General features: G+C 68.2%; 15 protein-coding genes, 2 rRNA genes and 1 riboswitch. Of the genes, 13 read left to right on the top strand and 4 right to left on the bottom strand.

Annotated elements, in window-relative coordinates:
• From BLU79_RS04050 to BLU79_RS03995, 12 genes are all read left to right on the top strand, one after another.
• Window positions 1-117, top strand: a 23S ribosomal RNA gene (locus BLU79_RS04050); the annotation flags it as partial.
• A 94-nt stretch (window positions 118-211) separates the two neighbouring features.
• A 5S ribosomal RNA gene (rrf, locus tag BLU79_RS04045) occupies window positions 212-328 on the top strand.
• 109 nt (window positions 329-437) lie between these two features.
• The gene (locus tag BLU79_RS04040) at window positions 438-1,046 is read left to right on the top strand and encodes a cardiolipin synthase ClsA (RefSeq protein WP_093904149.1); all 609 of its coding nucleotides are present in this window, start codon (window positions 438-440) and stop codon (window positions 1,044-1,046) included.
• Window positions 1,047-1,161: 115 nt separating this feature from the next.
• The gene (locus tag BLU79_RS04035; protein WP_093904148.1) at window positions 1,162-3,657 is read left to right on the top strand and encodes a mannose-1-phosphate guanyltransferase; all 2,496 of its coding nucleotides are present in this window, start codon (window positions 1,162-1,164) and stop codon (window positions 3,655-3,657) included.
• Window positions 3,658-3,756: 99 nt separating this feature from the next.
• Window positions 3,757-4,668 carry a DUF881 domain-containing protein gene (locus BLU79_RS04030; RefSeq protein ID WP_093904147.1) on the top strand — a complete coding sequence of 304 codons (912 nt, stop codon included), beginning with the start codon at window positions 3,757-3,759 and terminating at the stop codon, window positions 4,666-4,668.
• Window positions 4,665-4,997 carry a small basic family protein gene (locus tag BLU79_RS04025; RefSeq protein WP_003988855.1) on the top strand — a complete coding sequence of 111 codons (333 nt, stop codon included), beginning with the start codon at window positions 4,665-4,667 and terminating at the stop codon, window positions 4,995-4,997. The genes BLU79_RS04030 and BLU79_RS04025 overlap by 4 nt, the downstream gene beginning before the upstream one ends.
• A gap of 5 nt (window positions 4,998-5,002) precedes the next feature.
• Entirely contained in the window at window positions 5,003-5,839 is an 837-nt protein-coding gene (locus BLU79_RS04020) for a DUF881 domain-containing protein (RefSeq protein ID WP_093904146.1), read from the top strand.
• A 61-nt stretch (window positions 5,840-5,900) separates the two neighbouring features.
• Complete coding sequence (locus BLU79_RS04015; RefSeq protein ID WP_093904145.1) at window positions 5,901-6,806, top strand: FHA domain-containing protein; 906 nt, start codon at window positions 5,901-5,903, stop codon at window positions 6,804-6,806.
• A 41-nt stretch (window positions 6,807-6,847) separates the two neighbouring features.
• Window positions 6,848-7,585 carry a transcriptional regulator FtsR gene (locus tag BLU79_RS04010; RefSeq protein ID WP_093904144.1) on the top strand — a complete coding sequence of 246 codons (738 nt, stop codon included), beginning with the start codon at window positions 6,848-6,850 and terminating at the stop codon, window positions 7,583-7,585.
• An 86-nt stretch (window positions 7,586-7,671) separates the two neighbouring features.
• Entirely contained in the window at window positions 7,672-8,145 is a 474-nt protein-coding gene (locus tag BLU79_RS04005) for a bifunctional nuclease family protein (protein WP_004002801.1), read from the top strand.
• A 262-nt stretch (window positions 8,146-8,407) separates the two neighbouring features.
• Window positions 8,408-9,061: a MerR family transcriptional regulator gene (locus tag BLU79_RS04000; RefSeq protein WP_093904143.1), complete on the top strand. Its 654-nt coding sequence runs from the start codon at window positions 8,408-8,410 to the stop codon at window positions 9,059-9,061.
• Window positions 9,062-9,207: 146 nt separating this feature from the next.
• On the top strand, window positions 9,208-10,614 hold the full coding sequence (locus BLU79_RS03995; protein WP_093904142.1) for a DNA polymerase IV: 1,407 nt from the start codon (window positions 9,208-9,210) through the stop codon (window positions 10,612-10,614).
• 749 nt (window positions 10,615-11,363) lie between these two features.
• On the opposite strand, the gene BLU79_RS03990 is transcribed toward BLU79_RS03995, so the two are convergent.
• Entirely contained in the window at window positions 11,364-11,735 is a 372-nt protein-coding gene (locus BLU79_RS03990) for a PRC-barrel domain-containing protein (protein WP_177000845.1), read from the bottom strand.
• Window positions 11,736-11,849: 114 nt separating this feature from the next.
• A riboswitch (glycine riboswitch) is annotated at window positions 11,850-11,945 on the top strand.
• A gap of 176 nt (window positions 11,946-12,121) precedes the next feature.
• Here BLU79_RS03990 and gcvP point away from each other — a divergent pair.
• Window positions 12,122-15,007: an aminomethyl-transferring glycine dehydrogenase gene (gene gcvP, locus BLU79_RS03985; RefSeq protein WP_093904140.1), complete on the top strand. Its 2,886-nt coding sequence runs from the start codon at window positions 12,122-12,124 to the stop codon at window positions 15,005-15,007.
• An 84-nt stretch (window positions 15,008-15,091) separates the two neighbouring features.
• Here gcvP and BLU79_RS03980 read toward each other — a convergent pair whose 3' ends face one another.
• The 3 genes from BLU79_RS03980 to BLU79_RS03970 form a co-directional block, all read right to left on the bottom strand.
• Entirely contained in the window at window positions 15,092-15,511 is a 420-nt protein-coding gene (locus BLU79_RS03980; RefSeq protein WP_093904139.1) for a TOBE domain-containing protein, read from the bottom strand.
• A 78-nt stretch (window positions 15,512-15,589) separates the two neighbouring features.
• Window positions 15,590-15,985 (bottom strand): TOBE domain-containing protein, encoded by a 396-nt coding sequence (locus tag BLU79_RS03975; protein WP_256333125.1) that lies wholly within the window; start codon window positions 15,983-15,985, stop codon window positions 15,590-15,592.
• A 71-nt stretch (window positions 15,986-16,056) separates the two neighbouring features.
• Window positions 16,057-16,578 (bottom strand): hypothetical protein, encoded by a 522-nt coding sequence (locus tag BLU79_RS03970; protein ID WP_093904137.1) that lies wholly within the window; start codon window positions 16,576-16,578, stop codon window positions 16,057-16,059.
• Window positions 16,579-16,636: the final 58 nt, after the last annotated feature.

The raw sequence follows: 16,636 nt of genomic DNA, 5'->3' as shown, positions 1-16,636 counted from the left end.
ACTCCCACCCACTTGATGGGGTAAGGCTCCCAGTAGACGACTGGGTTGATAGGCCGGATCTGGAAGCACAGTAATGTGTGGAGGTGACCGGTACTAATAGGCCGAGGGCTTGTCCTCAGTTGCTCGCGTCCACTGTGTTGGTTCTGAAACCACGAACGGCCCCGCTGTAGTCACAGCAGCGGTGTGGCTTTGTTTGACAGTTTCATAGTGTTTCGGTGGTTATAGCGTGAGGGAAACGCCCGGTTACATTCCGAACCCGGAAGCTAAGCCTTACAGCGCCGATGGTACTGCAGGGGGGACCCTGTGGGAGAGTAGGACGCCGCCGAACTCCTTTTAGAGCTCTGGCTCTCGGGCACGCAGCCCGAGAGCCAGAGCTTTTTTGCGTTGGGGTAGGGTCAGGGGGCATCGTAAGTACGTTTCCCACAGGAGGCTCCCGGGTGGAGGTCCAGGAGACCCGCGTCCAGACGGACCGGGTCCTCACCATCCCCAACATCCTCAGCATGGCGCGGCTCGTTGGCGTGCCGCTGTTCCTGTGGCTGATTCTGAGGCCCGAGTTCGGCGGGCCGAAGAGCGACGGCTGGGCGCTTCTGGTGCTGGCTCTGAGCGGCGTCAGTGACTATCTGGACGGCAAGCTCGCGCGGCGTTGGAACCAGATCAGCAGTCTCGGCCGGCTGCTGGATCCCGCCGCCGACCGGCTCTACATTCTCTCGACTTTGGTCGGTCTCACCTGGCGCGAGATTCTGCCCATCTGGTTGACCGCTGCACTTCTGGCGCGAGAGCTGGTTCTGCTGGTGATGGTGGGCGTCCTCAGGCGCCATGGCTATCCGCCGCCGCAGGTGAACTTTCTTGGGAAGGCCGCCACGTTCAACCTGATGTACGCCTTCCCGTTGTTGCTGCTCAGTGACGGGAGTGGCTGGCTACCGTCACTCGCTGCTATTTTCGGATGGGCGTTCGCAGGATGGGGTACAACGCTGTACTGGTGGGCAGGAGTCCTCTACGTGGTGCAAGTCCGCCGCCTGGTTCGTGCGGACGCCATGGCCGATTGAACTCGCGGATTGAAGTGGGCGTAACGCCTCGATGGCCCGCGGCGGAAAAGTGCGGGACAATCTGGACGGGTGAAGTCGGCTAGACCGTCGTCTCTTCGAGGAGGACGCTTCCGACATGAAGGCCGTCGTGATGGCCGGGGGCGAAGGCACACGCCTGCGCCCCATGACCTCAAGCATGCCCAAGCCGCTTCTGCCGGTGGTCAACCGGCCGATCATGGAGCACGTTCTGCGGCTGCTCAAAAGGCATGGGCTGACCGAGACCGTGGTGACCGTTCAGTTCCTGGCCTCGTTGGTCAAGAACTACTTCGGTGACGGTGAAGAGCTCGGAATGGAGCTCAGCTATGCCAATGAGGAGAAGCCACTCGGTACCGCCGGAAGCGTCAAGAACGCCGAAGAGGCGTTGAAGGACGATGCTTTCCTCGTCATCTCCGGTGATGCCCTGACCGACTTCGACCTCACCGAGCTGATCAATTTCCACAAGGAAAACGGCGCGCTGGTCACCGTCTGTCTGACTCGTGTGCCCAATCCCCTGGAATTCGGCATCACCATTGTCGATGAGGAAGGCCGGGTCGAGCGCTTCCTCGAGAAGCCAACCTGGGGTCAGGTCTTCTCGGACACGGTGAACACCGGCATCTATGTCATGGAGCCCGAGGTCTTCGACTATGTCGAGCCCGACGTTCCCGTGGACTGGTCCGGTGATGTCTTCCCGCAGTTGATGAAGGAGGGCAAGCCGATCTATGGGTATGTCGCGGAGGGGTACTGGGAGGACGTCGGCACTCACGAAAGCTACGTGAAGGCGCAGGCCGACATTCTGGAGGGCAAGGTCGACGTCGAGATCGACGGCTTCGAGATCTCCCCGGGTGTGTGGGTGGCGGAAGGCGCCGAGGTGCATTCCGATGCTGTGCTTCGTGGGCCGCTGTACATCGGCGACTACGCCAAGGTCGAGGCCGGAGCCGAAATCCGAGAGCACACCGTCGTCGGCTCGAACGTCGTCGTGAAGAGCGGAGCCTTTCTGCACAAGGCTGTTGTCCACGACAACGTGTACGTCGGGCAGCACAGCAATCTGCGCGGTTGCGTCGTCGGAAAGAACACCGACATCATGCGCGCCGCGAGGATCGAGGACGGCGCGGTCATCGGTGACGAGTGCCTGATCGGTGAGGAATCGATCGTTCAGGGCAATGTGCGCGTCTATCCGTTCAAGACCATCGAGGCCGGCGCCTTCGTCAACACCTCGGTGATCTGGGAGTCGAGGGGCCAGGCGCATCTCTTCGGTGCCCGTGGTGTCTCCGGAATCCTGAACGTGGAGATCACGCCCGAGCTCGCCGTGCGCCTCGCCGGTGCCTATGCGACGACCTTGAAGAAGGGGTCCACGGTCACGACGGCTCGCGACCACTCCCGTGGTGCGCGGGCGCTGAAGCGGGCGGTCATTTCCGCGCTGCAGGCCAGCGCCATCGACGTACGAGACCTGGAGAACGTACCCCTGCCTGTGGCGCGGCAGCAGACTGCGCGGGGCAGTGCCGGCGGGATCATGATCCGGACGACGCCCGGGGTGCCGGATTCCGTGGACATCATGTTCTTCGACGGGCAAGGGGCCGACCTGTCGCAGGCCAGTCAGCGCAAGCTTGACCGGGTCTTCGCGCGGCAGGAGTACCGGCGTGCCTTCCCGGGCGAGATCGGGGACCTGCATTTTCCGGCCAGTGTCTTCGACTCGTACACCGGGTCGTTGCTGCGGAACGTCGATACGACCGGGATCTCGGAGTCGGGGCTCAAGGTCGTGGTCGATGCGTCGAACGGGAGTGCCGGGCTTGTGCTGCCGAGCCTGCTCGGGAAGCTCGGCGTGGACTCGCTGACCATCAACCCCGGTCTCGACGAGTCGAGGCCCACGGAGTCGGCGGACACGCGGCGGTCGGGGTTGGTGCGGCTGGGAGAGATCGTGGCCTCGGCGCGGGCCGCGTTCGGGGTGCGATTCGACCCTGTCGGTGAGCGGCTGTCGCTGGTCGACGAGAAGGGGCGGATCGTCGAGGACGACCGGGCCCTGCTCGTCATGCTCGACCTCGTGGCCGCTGAGCGGCGCAGTGGGCGGGTGGCGCTGCCGGTGACCACCACACGGATCGCGGAGCAGGTGGCGGCCTATCACGGGACTCAGGTGGAGTGGACGACCACGTCTCCGGACGATCTGACCCGGGTCGGTCGCGACGACACGACGATTTTCGGTGGTGACGGCAGGGGCGGGTTCATCATCCCGGAGTTCAGCAGCGTCTTCGACGGTACGGCGGCCTTCGTAAGGCTGATCGGGCTGGTGGCGCGGACGCAGCTCACGCTCAGCCAGATCGACGCGCGGATTCCGCGGGCGCATGTCATCAAGCGGGATCTTGCGACTCCCTGGGCCGTGAAGGGGCTGGTGATGCGGCGGGTCGTCGAGGCGGCCGGCGATCGCTTTGTCGACACCACTGACGGGGTGCGGGTGGTGGAGACCGACGGGCGCTGGGTGATGGTCCTGCCCGACCCGGCCGAAGCGGTCACCCATCTGTGGGCCGAGGGGCCGGACGACGCGTCCGCGCAGGCCCTGCTCGACGAGTGGGCGGCTGTCGTGGACAGCGCCGGCCGCTGAGGCAAGCAGCACGCGCGCGTGCCGGACAGGTGCCCTCGAACGGGGCCTGTCCGGCACGCCGGTGGGGCCATTCGGAGGTAGTGGTCGCAACGTGCGACGATGTGCGGCATGCCGCAGCCCCCCGTTCGGAGCACACCTACGCCCCCCTCGCGGCCGGACGCGTCCATGTCGCTGCTCACCAACGTCATGGATCACAGCCTCGACGACGGGTATGCCGAGGCTGCCGCCCGGAAGAAGGCCGCGGGCTACGGGGGTCTGCCCAAGACGCTGCGGGCGAAGCTGGGGCTCGCTGCTGGTCTAGTGCTCGCGGCGCTCGTGGTGACCGTGGGAGCGGCGCAGGCGCGGGTCACGGCGCCGGTCATGGCCAAGGAGCGCGAGGAACTGATCGACCGCATCGACCGTGAGACGGCGGCGGCGGATCAGCTGGAGGAGTCCGTCGACCAGCTGCGTGACGACGTGAACGCGAGGCAGCGCGAGGCGCTGAAGACGACGGGCGACAGCGACCAGGCCGAGCTGGTGGGCATCCTGGCGGGTGCCGTAGAGGTGCACGGGCCCGGCGTGAGGCTGGTCGTGAACGACGCCAAGGAAGCCTCCACGGATGGCGACGGCAATCCGCGCGGGACATCCGGGTTCTCCGACACCGGGCGGGTGCGCGACCGCGACATGCAGCGTGTGGTCAACGGACTGTGGGAGTCGGGAGCCGAGGCGATCTCCATCAACGGGCAGCGGCTGACGGCCCTGTCGGCGATCAGGGCCGCGGGTGACGCGATACTGGTCGACAACAAGCCGCTGGTTCCGCCGTACACGGTGCTCGCGGTGGGGGACGGGAAGCGGCTCAGCACCAGGTTCCAGGACAGCGCCGACGGGCTCTACCTGCACGCCCTGCAGGAGAACTTCGGGATCAGGACCAGCATTTCCGTGCAGGACGACCTCCGACTGCCCGCCGCACCGAGCGTGACCGTACGTACAGCACAGCCGAACACCGAGAAAACCGAGAAGGGCACATCGTGATCGCCGTACTGGGCCTCGTCGTGGGAGTCGTGGCCGGCCTGTTGGTCCGGCCTGAGGTTCCGGCGGTCGTCGAGCCTTATCTGCCGATCGCCGTCGTGGCGGCGCTGGACGCCGTCTTCGGGGGTCTGCGGGCCATGCTCGACGGCATCTTCGACGACAAGGTCTTCGTCGTGTCGTTTCTGTCCAACGTGGTCGTGGCCGCGCTGATCGTGTTCCTGGGTGACAAGTTGGGCGTGGGTGCCCAGCTGTCCACGGGTGTCGTCGTCGTGCTTGGCATCCGGATCTTCTCCAATGCCGCGGCGATTCGCCGGCACGTGTTCCGGGCGTGAGGCCGATGAGCAACCACGACGAGACCCCCGAGAACAGGCTGCGCAAGGAACTGCCCGAGGAGGTGCCGGCGGTCGGTGCTGCCGAGGCCGTGCAGGCTCCTGAGGAGCAGCAGACCGGGCTGAGCGGGCGGCAGCGGCTGGTGCAGGGGCTGTGGCCGCCGAGGGTCACCCGGGCCCAACTCATCGTCGCGCTGCTGTTGTTCGGCCTCGGCTTCGGCCTGGCCGTCCAGGTCGCGTCGAACAGCGACGGTGACAGCGCCCTGCGTGGCGCACGTCAGGAAGATCTCGTTCGCATTCTCGATGAACTGGACGACCGTACTCAGCGTCTTGAGGACGAGAAGCAAGGTCTCGAAAAGCAGCGCGACGAGCTGGAGAACAGCTCGAACCAGGCTGAGGAGGCCCGCAAGCAGACGGTCGAGAAGGAGAGGCAACTCGGCATTCTGGCGGGCACGGTGGCCGCGCAGGGACCAGGCATCACGTTGACCATCGACGACACGAAGGGGACGGTCGAAGCGGACATGCTGCTCGACGCGATCCAGGAGCTGCGCGCGGCCGGCGCGGAGGCGATCCAGGTGAACGGCGTACGCGTCGTCGCCGGTACCTATCTGACGGAATCCGGCAACAGCGTGAGCGTCGACGGGAACAAGATCAACGCTCCCTATCGTTTCAAGGTCATCGGCAAGCCGCAGGACCTGGAGCCGGCGCTCAACATCCCTGGAGGCGTGGTGCAGACTCTCGAGAAGGAGCAGGCCACCGTGACCATCGAGCGGTCGGACAAGATCGTTGTGGACGCCTTGCGAGCGGCGAAGCGGCCTGACTACGCTCGGTCGTCCTCCCAGTGAACCGGCGGTGCATGGGGGACGTCCGGCGAGGGCATGAGGTTGCGGGGGGTCGGCGCACCGAATGGGTGGTGCGTGGTGGAAACTGTCTGGTGGAGACGGACGTTGTGAAGATGTCCGGGTCGGCCAGAGTGAGCAGTCAGGGTTCGTCCTGCCCCACGGGCGGGTCTGTTTCGGTCAAGGGGAATCGCCCGTGAAGTTGTTTGCGAAGTTGTTCGGCAAGAGCGCGCGAGAGGGTAGCGACAACGCGACCGCTCGTCATCGCGCACAGGGAGACGAGGAAGGGCAGCGTCCCCTGTTCCGGGATCAGGTGTCTGGACCGGGCGGTGACATTTCCGGAGGTCAAGGCGCGCCGTCAGTTGACCCTGGCCAGTCCGGCGGCATAGGTTTCGGGCAACCGTCAACCTCAAGTACGGGTGGAGGGTTTTCCCCGATGTCGGCCCTGGTGTGTACGAGGTGCGGTAACCGCAACGCGGAGAACAGCCGCTTCTGTTCCAACTGCGGCGCTCCGCTGCGGGCCGGTGCCACGCCCGAGCGCCCGTCCGAGACGACCTCCACGATCTCCATCTCCGGCCTTGAGGCCTACGACGCCGAGGTCACCGGCCAGACGCAGATCCCGGCGCTGTCTCCCGAGGCCCAGGCGGCCGTCGACGCGCTGCCGCTGGGCTCCGCGCTGCTGGTGGTGCGTCGCGGGCCGAACTCGGGCAGCCGTTTCCTCCTGGACGGCGATCTGACCACGGCCGGGCGGCATCCGCAGAGCGACATCTTCCTGGACGACGTGACGGTCTCGCGTCGCCACGTGGAGTTCCGTCGCGCCCAGGACGGCTCGTTCACGGTGGCCGATGTCGGCAGTCTGAACGGTACGTACGTCAACCGTGAGCGGATCGACCAGGTCGCTCTGAACAACGGCGACGAGGTGCAGATCGGCAAGTACCGGCTGGTCTTCTACGCGAGCCAGCGGGGCTACTGACCCTCCCCCGGAGTCCATCCGGGGAGACCCAGGGAAGGTCCATGCTGAAAACACCGAGTGGCGGTGCCAGGCCCGGCACCGCCGCCGCGGACAGTCGGCTGATGAGCATCGGCACGGTCCTGAACGGGCTGCGCGAGGAGTTCCCTGACATCACCATCTCCAAGATCCGCTTTCTGGAGTCGGAGGGTCTTGTCGAGCCGCAGCGGACCCCCTCGGGGTACCGCAAGTTCAGCGCGCAGGACGTCGAGCGCCTCGGCCATGTGCTGCGGATGCAGCGGGACCACTATCTGCCGCTCAAGGTGATCCGCGAGCATCTGGACGCCATGGAGCGCGGTGAAGCCGCCCCCCTGCCGACCCTGTGCCGCCAGCGGGACGGCGAAACCGTTCTGGAGCCCGTCGAGGGGCCCACGGTGGCCCGGGTGGGGCGCGCCGAGCTGCTCGTGGCCGCCGGGATCGGTGAGCAGGAGCTCGAGGAGTGGGAGTCGTACGGCCTGATCGCTCCGTTGCCGGGCGGGGCGTACGACGCGGAGGCGGTGACCGTGGTCTCGCTCGTGGCCGAGCTGGGGCGGTTCGGGATCGAGCCGAGGCATCTTCGGGTGATGAAGGCGGCGGCCGACCGTGAGGCCGGGCTCGTGGACCAGGTCGTGGCACCCCTCAGGCGTCACCGCAACCCGCAGACCAGGGCTCACGCGGAGGCCCGTGCGAAGGAGCTGGCGGGACTGACGGTGAAGCTGCATGCCGCGCTGGTGCAGACCGCTCTCGGGGTGCGGCTGCCCTGAGCCGGGCATACCCGGGATCGGCCGGATCGGCCACCCGTTCTCGGCCCGACTACCCAAACGTCCCGGGCACGGCCTAGGGTTGCTGTGTGAACGAGCTCGATGTCGTAGGTGTCCGGGTCGAAATGCCCTCCAACCAACCGATCGTGCTCCTGCGCGAAGTGGGAGGCGACCGCTACCTCCCTATCTGGATCGGGCCGGGGGAGGCGACGGCGATCGCCTTCGCCCAGCAGGGCATGGCCCCTGCGCGACCGCTGACCCACGACCTGTTCAAGGACGTGCTGGAGGCCGTCGGTCAGGAGCTCACCGAAGTGCGCATCACGGATCTGCGTGAGGGCGTCTTCTATGCCGAGCTGGTCTTCGCCAGCGGCGTCGAGGTGAGCGCCCGCCCGTCCGATGCCATAGCGCTGGCCCTGCGCACCGGAACGCCGATCTACGGCAGCGACGGGGTGCTCGACGATGCCGGCATCGCGATTCCGGACGAGCAGGAGGACGAGGTGGAGAAGTTCCGCGAATTCCTCGACCAGATCTCGCCGGAGGACTTCGGCACCAGCAGTCAGTGAGGCGGCGTGGGCTGCTCGGCGGGTCGCGGTCCGTGAACGGGCGGCCCACAGCCGGTTGCGGCTCAAATGCCGGCATTTGCCGGAGGCGAGTGAGAGCGTCCCGGGGCCTTGTCCGAGAGCATTCGGCTAGCCTTTCCCCGCGGTGGGGTGCGGGAAACCACTCCTAGGGTGATTATCACTCGGCGTGCCGAGTGTGGCGATCGTTGACGCACCCCTGGTGACTGCCTACCGTCGAGAAGGCAGGTCAAGGACGGAGGTCGGCGTGAGAAGCAGCGGCGACGGTGCGGGTGGGGGCGCTTCCGGGCGCAGTCTCGAGGCGAAGACGAGCGGACCGTACCCGCTTCAGGGCAGCGCGACCGATCATGCTCCGCAGCGACCGACGGCCGTGCCGAGCAGCGGCGGAGGGGCGGCGTCCATGGAGTCCGAGGAGATCGGCTACCGGGGTCCGACGGCGTGTGCGGCCGCCGGCATCACCTATCGGCAACTCGACTACTGGGCGCGCACCGGCCTTGTCGAGCCGAGCGTGCGACCCGCGTACGGGTCGGGGACCCAGCGTCTGTACAGCTTCCGGGACGTCGTCGTCCTGAAGATCGTCAAGCGGTTCCTCGACACCGGTGTGTCGCTGCAGAACATCCGTACCGCCGTGCAGCATCTGCGGGAGCGGGGCTTTCGCGATCTGGAGCGCATGACGCTGATGAGCGACGGGGCGACGGTGTACGAGTGCACCTCGCCGGACGAGGTCCATGCACTGCTCCAGGGTGGGCAGGGGATCTTCGGGATCGCCGTGGGTGTGGTGTGGCGGGACGTCGAGAGCGCCTTGTCGCAGTTGCACGGGGAGCGGATCGACACCGGGGAGACATTGGTCGGGCACAACCCGGCGGATGAGCTGGCTCGGCGGCGTAATCGGGCGGTCTGAGCGGTCGGAACGGTCTGAGTGGCTGTTGCCGCAGGGCCTGGCGGCTGTCGGGTCGCCGACTGGGGGCGGCTTCGACGGGGCGGGTGGCCGACGGGCCGAGCGGTCGTAGCGGGGCAATGTCAGTGGCGTGAGGCAGCATCGGAGATGTGAGAAACGCGCCCACGATCCTGCATCTCGACATGGATGCCTTCTACGCCTCGGTGGAGCAGGCATCCAAGCCGAGCCTGCGCGGGAAGGCCGTGATCGTGGGCGGGCTCGGGCCGCGTGGAGTCGTCGCCACCGCGTCCTATGAGGCTCGGGTCTTCGGGGTGCACTCGGCGATGCCCATGGCCCAGGCGCGTCGGCTGGCGCCGAATGCCGCGTATCTCGTGCCGCGCTTCGGGGTCTACCGGGAGATCAGCGAGCTGGTGATGGGGCTGCTGGGGAAGCTGTCGCCGCTGGTGGAGCCGCTGAGCCTGGATGAGGCGTTCGTGGATCTGGACGCCGGGGGAGTGGCCTGGGACGAGCGGTCGGCGCGGTTGGTGGGGACGAAGCTGCGCGGCGATATACGGGCCGTCACCGGGCTTGCGGGGTCGGTGGGGCTGGCCGCGTCCAAGATGCTGGCGAAGATCGCCTCGGAGCAGGCCAAGCCCGATGGGCTGGTGCTGATCGAGCCCGGGACCGAGAGGGCGTTGCTCGGGCCGATGTCCGTGCGGACGTTGCCGGGGGTGGGGCCGGCGACGGGGGACCATCTGCGGCGGGCCGGGATCCACACGGTCGACGAGATCGCCGAGGCGGGGGAGGACGAGCTCGTACGGCTGCTCGGCAAGGCGCATGGGCATGCCCTGTACGCCATGGCGCTGGCGCATGACGATCGGCCTGTGGTGGCGGAGCGCGAGGCGAAGTCGGTCTCTGTCGAGGACACGTATGACGTGGACATCCATGATCGGGTCCGGGTCGGGCTGGAGGTGCAGCGGCTGGCCGATCGGTGTGTGCGGCGGTTGCGGGGGGCCGGGTTGTCCGGGCGGACGATCGTGCTGAAGGTGCGGCGGTACGACTTCTCCACGCTGACGCGGTCCGAGACGTTGCGGGGGCCTACGGATGATCCGGCGGTGGTGCGGGAGGCTGCGGCGCGGTTGCTGGATGCCGTGGATACGACGGGGGGTGTGCGGCTGCTGGGGGTCGGGGTGAGTGGGTTGGCCGACTACACGCAGGAGGATCTGTTCGCGCAGGCGGCGGGGGTTCGGGTGGAGGATTCCGAGGAGGAGGGGGATCACGGGGGGCCTGGGGAGGAGCGGGAGGTTGTGCCTGTTGAGCGGCGGTGGGTTGCCGGGCATGACGTGCGGCACGTCGAGTTCGGGCATGGGTGGGTGCAGGGGAGTGGGCTCGGGCGGGTGACTGTGCGGTTCGAGACGCCTGGGTCGGAGCCGGGGCGGGTGCGGACGTTTCGGGTGGACGATCCGGGGTTGGAGGCGGCGGAGCCGTTGCCGTTGGTGGCGCGAAGACCTGGGGGTTCGGGTGCGGGGGGTGGGGAGGGGGACTCGGGGGTGGAATCTGCGATGCCGGGCGGCTAGGGGGCGGGTCGGCTGGCGGGCGTGGGGTGGCTGGGGGCGTGGGGGAGCTTGGCTGCCGAGCCGAGCCGAGCCGGGGTTGTGGTTGCGCTGGAGGTGGGGACGCTCGCCCGCGCTTGCGGGGTGCCGCCTGCGCCCACCCGTGCCGCCCCAGCGGCACGACTGCCCGCAGGCTGGGTGGGTGGCGGGGACCTGGCGGCTGTGCTTGCTTGGGTGGGTTCTGTCCTAGCGGCGTGGGTGTCGGCAGGCTGGGTGGTGGCGGGACCCGGGGGTTGTGCTTGCTTGGGTGGGTTCTGTCCTAGCGGCGCCGCTGTCCGCAGGCTGGGTGGGAGACGGGGACCCGGCGGTTGCGCTTGCTTGGGTGGGCTCCGTTCCAGCTGCATGGCTGTCGGCAGGCTGGGTGGGCTTGGGTGTCGCGGGCTGTGCGGGGCGGGCCGGTAGCTGGGGTGGGTGTGGCCTCAGGTGCGCGAGGGCGGGCTAAGGAGCGCTCCAGCGGGTCGTTGGGGGATGGAGCGCGTCGTAGGGGGAGCAGGCGTGCTGTGAGAGCGCTTGTGCGGCGGGAGCGGAGTGTCGTGGGGTGGGGCCGGTGTGTCGTGGGCGCTGTGGTGGAGTGAGGCAGGCGTGCCGCGGGCTTCATTATGGGGTGGGGCTGGAGCGCCGTGATGGTGGTTGTGGGGTGTGGCAGGCGTTTGGTGGGGGCTGCAGGGTGAGGCGGACGTTTTGGCGGGGCTGTTGTGGGGTGGGCCGGTGGGTCAGGTGTCGTCTGTGCCTGCCAGCTTGCCGAAGTCTCGGTCTGGGATGGGGGGTGGAGGGGCCACGTTCAGGCCGTAGTGGTGGTAGAGCTGGAGTTCCTGTTCGGGGGAGAGGTGGCGGCCTACGCCGAAGTCGGGGGCGTCCTTGATCAGGGCTCGTTCGAAGGGGACGTGGAGGGTGCCCTCTATGAGTTCGCTGGGCTCCAAGGGGACGAAGGCGTCCCGGGAGAACAGGCCGGTGCGTATCGCCGCCCATTCCGGCACCCCGGTCGCGTCGTCGAGGTAGACCTCGTCGATGGTGCCGATCTTGGTGCCGTTGCGGTCGAAGGCCTTACGGCCGATCAGGTTGCGCGGATCGATGTCGGTCTGCACGGGCCCTCCACTTGGTCGCAACTCATCCGTAAGCACTACGAAAGGGCACATTGGTGAGTGCGGCCACTCGAAGGTCCGTGCGTTGACCTCGCTGGTACTGTTGCTAGCGGCTGCTGACCCCGTGCGGGAGAGTCCTCCGAACACCATCGGAGGCGCCGAAGGAGCAAATCCTCCCCGGAATCTCTCAGGCACACGTACCGCACGGACGAGGTCACTCTGGAAAGCAGGGCGGGTGTCGATGGCCTCCGCTCTCACCGACGGTGAAAGCCGGGAGCCCTCGGGTGGCCCGGTGAAGCTCTCAGGTTGAGATGACAGAGGGGGAGGCCGTCGGGGTACCCGTGCCGTGGTGCCCCTCGAAGGTCGTGTCAGACCAGGAGGCCTCCGCAATGACCGCCCATCGCATTCCGCTCTCCGAGCTCGAGCAGGGTATTCCCTTCGAGCAGCGTCATATCGGCCCTGATCATGAGGCTCGGGCCAAGATGCTCGCCCACGTCGGGTACGGCTCGCTGGACGAGCTCACCGCCGCCGCGGTGCCGGATGTGATCAAGAACGCCGACTCCCTCGATCTGCCCGGGGCGCGTACCGAGGCCGAGGTGCTGGCCGAGCTGCGGTCGCTTGCCGACCGCAATCAGGTGCTGGACTCGATGATCGGGCTCGGGTACTACGGGACGTTCACTCCGCCGGTCATTCTGCGGAACGTCATGGAGAATCCGGCCTGGTACACCGCCTACACGCCGTACCAGCCCGAGATCTCGCAGGGGCGGCTCGAGGCCCTGCTGAACTTCCAGACCATGGTCGCCGAGCTCACCGGGCTGCCGACTTCCGGTGCCTCGCTGCTCGACGAGGGGACGGCGGCCGCCGAGGCCATGGCCCTGTCCCGGCGCATGGGGAAGAACAAGAAGGGTCTGTTCCTGGTCGACGCGGACGTCCTTCCGCAGACCATCGCCGTGATCGAGACCCGTGCCGAGCCGACCGGTGTGGAGGTCGTCGTCGCTGATCTCAGCGGCGGGATTCCGGCCGACGTCGCCTCGCGTGACATCAACGGCGTGCTCCTCCAGTACCCGGGCGCCTCCGGTGTCGTACGGGACATCAAGCCCGTCATCGAGCAGGCCCACGAGCTCGGTGCCCTCGTTACCGTCGCCGCCGACCTGCTCGCGCTCACGCTGCTGAAGTCCCCGGGTGAGCTGGGGGCGGACATCGCGATCGGTACGACGCAGCGGTTCGGTGTGCCGATGGGCTTCGGTGGGCCGCACGCCGGCTACATGGCCGTGCACGAGAAGTTCGCGCGCAGCCTGCCCGGGCGGCTGGTGGGTGTGTCCGTGGACGCCGACGGGAACAAGGCGTATCGGCTGGCCCTGCAGACGCGTGAGCAGCACATTCGCCGGGAGAAGGCGACCAGTAACATCTGTACCGCTCAGGTGCTGCTCGCCGTGATGGCCGGGATGTACGCCGTCTACCACGGGCCCGAGGGGCTGAAGGGCATCGCTCTGCGGACCCATCGGTATGCCGCCGTCCTCGCCGCGGGGCTCGCGGCGGGTGGGGTCGAGGTGGTGCATGGTGCCTACTTCGACACGTTGACCGTGCGGGTGCCCGCGAAGGCCGCCGAGGTCGTCGCCGCCGCCCGGCAGAACGGCGTCAACCTGCGTCTCGTCGATGCCGACCATGTGTCCATCGCCTGCGACGAGACCACCACGCGGACCCAACTGGGCGCCGTATGGACGGCGTTCGGGGTCGAGGGGGACATCGAGGCGCTGGACGCGGTGGCCGAGGACGGTCTTCGGGGTGGGCTGCTGCGCGACGACGAGTACCTCACGCACCCCGTCTTCCACCAGCACCGCTCCGAGACGGCCATGCTGCGTTACCTGCGCAGGCTCGCCGACCGCGACTACGCGCTCGACCGCGGCATGATCCCGCTGGGCTCCTGCACGATGAAGCTCAACGCGACCACCGAGATGGAGCCGGTCACCTGGCCGGAGTTCGGGCAGCTGCACCCCTTCGCGCCCGCCGAGCAGGTGCAGGGCTATCTGACGCTCATCCGCGAGCTGGAGGAACGTCTCGCCGAGGTCACCGGCTACGACAATGTGTCGCTGCAGCCCAACGCCGGGTCGCAGGGTGAGCTGGCCGGGCTGCTCGCCGTACGCGGGTACCACCGGGCCAACGGTGACGAGCAGCGGACCGTGTGTCTCATTCCGTCGTCCGCGCACGGCACCAATGCCGCGAGTGCGGTGATGGCCGGCATGAAGGTCGTCGTGGTGAAGACCGCCGAGGACGGCGAGATCGACGTCGAGGACCTGCGGGCGAAGATCGAGCAGTACCGCGACGAGCTGTCGGTGCTGATGATCACGTACCCGTCGACGCACGGTGTGTTCGAGGAGCACGTCGCCGACATCTGCGGGCAGGTGCACGACGCGGGCGGGCAGGTGTACGTCGACGGCGCCAACCTCAACGCCCTGGTGGGGCTTGCCAAGCCGGGGCACTTCGGCGGTGACGTGTCCCACCTGAACCTGCACAAGACGTTCTGCATCCCGCACGGTGGCGGCGGTCCGGGGGTCGGGCCCGTCGCCGTACGGGCGCACCTGGCGCCGTATCTGCCGAACCACCCGCTGCAGCCCGCCGCCGGGCCCGAGACGGGCGTCGGGCCGATCTCGGCCGCACCCTGGGGCTCCGCCGGGATCCTGCCGATCTCCTGGGCGTACGTCCGGCTCATGGGTGGCGAGGGGCTCAAGCGGGCCACGCAGGTGGCGGTGCTGTCCGCCAACTACGTCGCCAAGCGGCTGGAGCCGCACTACCCGGTGCTCTACAACGGGCCGGGCGGACTCGTCGCGCACGAGTGCATCATCGATCTGCGGCCGCTGACCAAGGCGACCGGGGTGAGCGTCGACGACGTGGCCAAGCGGCTCATCGACTACGGTTTCCACGCGCCGACCATGTCGTTCCCGGTGGCCGGGACGCTGATGATCGAGCCGACCGAGTCCGAGGACCTGGCAGAGCTGGACCGGTTCTGCGAGGCGATGATCGCCATTCGCGCGGAGATCGAGAAGGTCGGATCGGGTGAGTGGCCCGCCGACGACAACCCGCTGCGGAACGCCCCGCACACCGCGGGCGCGCTCGGCGGGGAGTGGGAGCACGCGTACGGCCGTGACGAGGCCGTGTTCCCGGCCGGGGTGTCGGCCGCCGAGAAGTACTGGCCGCCGGTGCGCCGGATCGACCAGGCCTTCGGTGACCGGAACCTGGTGTGCTCCTGCCCGCCGCTGGATGCGTACGAGGACTGACGTTCACGGGGTTCGTACCGAATCGACGTAGGCGAATGAAGGGCTCCGCCCTGGCCGTCCATGGCCGGGCGGGGCCCTTGTGCGTCACGCCGTCGTCAGTGCGACCTCCGTCGCCTTGACCAGCGCGACCACGGGGACGCCGGGGGACAGGGCGAGGTCGGTGGTGGCGTCCTTGGTGATGGCCGCGGTCAGGTCGGCGCCGTCCACGGCGATCTTGACCGAGGCCATCGCGCCGCCCATGGCGAGGCCGGTGACCGTGCCGGGGAGCTGGTTGCGGATGGACAGGCCCTTGACCGGGGCGGTGGCGAGGGAGATCTCCGTGGCTTTCACGAGGGCGGTCACGGCCGTGCCCGCGGTCAGGCCGAGGTCCTCGACGGCTTCCAGGGTGACCGCCGCGGTGAGGTCCTGGCCGCCGGCGAGACGGACCTTGACCGTTGCCATGACCTCGCCGGGGGTGATGGCGGTGACGGTGCCGGGGAGCTGGTTGCGGATGCTCAGGCTCATGGGGGACGCCTCGCTGACGGTAGGGGTTTGCGGCGTTTTGGGCTTGCGATTCCTACCGTAGTGCCCGCTTTTGTCCGATTACGTGCGGTCGATGTGGACGTTCGTCGACTTCACGCGGGCGGTGGCCTCCATGCCCACCTCCAGGCCCAGTTCCTCGACCGCCTCGCGGGTGAGGAGGGAGACCAGTCGGTGCGGGCCGGCCTGGATCTCGACCTGGGCCGCCACGTCGCCGAGTTTGATCGCGGTGACGATGCCGGGGAAGGCGTTGCGAACCGAGGTGTACGGCGTCTCCTCCTCGCCGCTGCCGGGCCTGGCGAGTTCGACCGAGAACGCGGCGAGGTCAGTGCCGTCGATGAGACGGCGTCCGGTTTCGTCGCGGTGGGTGGCCACCCGGCCTGCGTCCGCCCAGCGGCGTGCGGTGTCGGGGCTCACGCCCAGCAGTCGCGCCGCCTGGCCGATCGTGTAGGAGTGCATGGCGGTCACGATAGGGGGCATCGCCGGGAACCCCGGGTAGGGGGTTGGCCGTTGGATGTTTCGATGCGGCCTCAGTAGATCCCCGACGCCCGGAGCACCGCCCGAGCCGTCGCGTCGTCTATCTGGTGCCGCAGCCTCTCCAGTGCGTCGGTGCCTTCCTGCAGCGTCCCACGTTCTCGCGAGCGCTGTACCCCGCTGTCGAGCTCGTGCCACAGCAGCGGGTTGGCGATCAGGGTCCGTGGGTCGAGCTCCAGGCGGTGGCCGTCGGTGTCCCGCAGGATCAGGTGTGCGGAGAGATCGCCGTACAGGTGTACGGCCACCAGGGCGTCCGTCCGTATCTGCTGCCGTCGTACGAGCCCCCGGACCGCCAGCCATCCCGGGCCGGCGGTGACGCGCTGAGGGAGCAGGATCGTGAAGAGGACGGCCGTCATCGCCAGCCAGAGCAGGGTGCGGGCCGGTGTCAGGGTGTGCCCGTCCCAGTCGACCAACAGGGCCATGCCGAAGAAGGTCAGGGTGCAGCCCATGGCGAACCGCGCGCCGCCTGGCCAGTGGCGGTCGCCGGTCGGGGCCGGACGCGGTCTGCTGCCATGCACATGGTCGACGGTAGGTGGCCGGGGCGCCGGAGTGACCGCCCGTGACGCTGTTCTGACG

Source organism: Streptomyces sp. cf386 (assembly GCF_900103585.1).
Taxonomy (GTDB): domain Bacteria; phylum Actinomycetota; class Actinomycetes; order Streptomycetales; family Streptomycetaceae; genus Streptomyces.
This window is presented reverse-complemented; position numbering and strand designations above follow the sequence as displayed.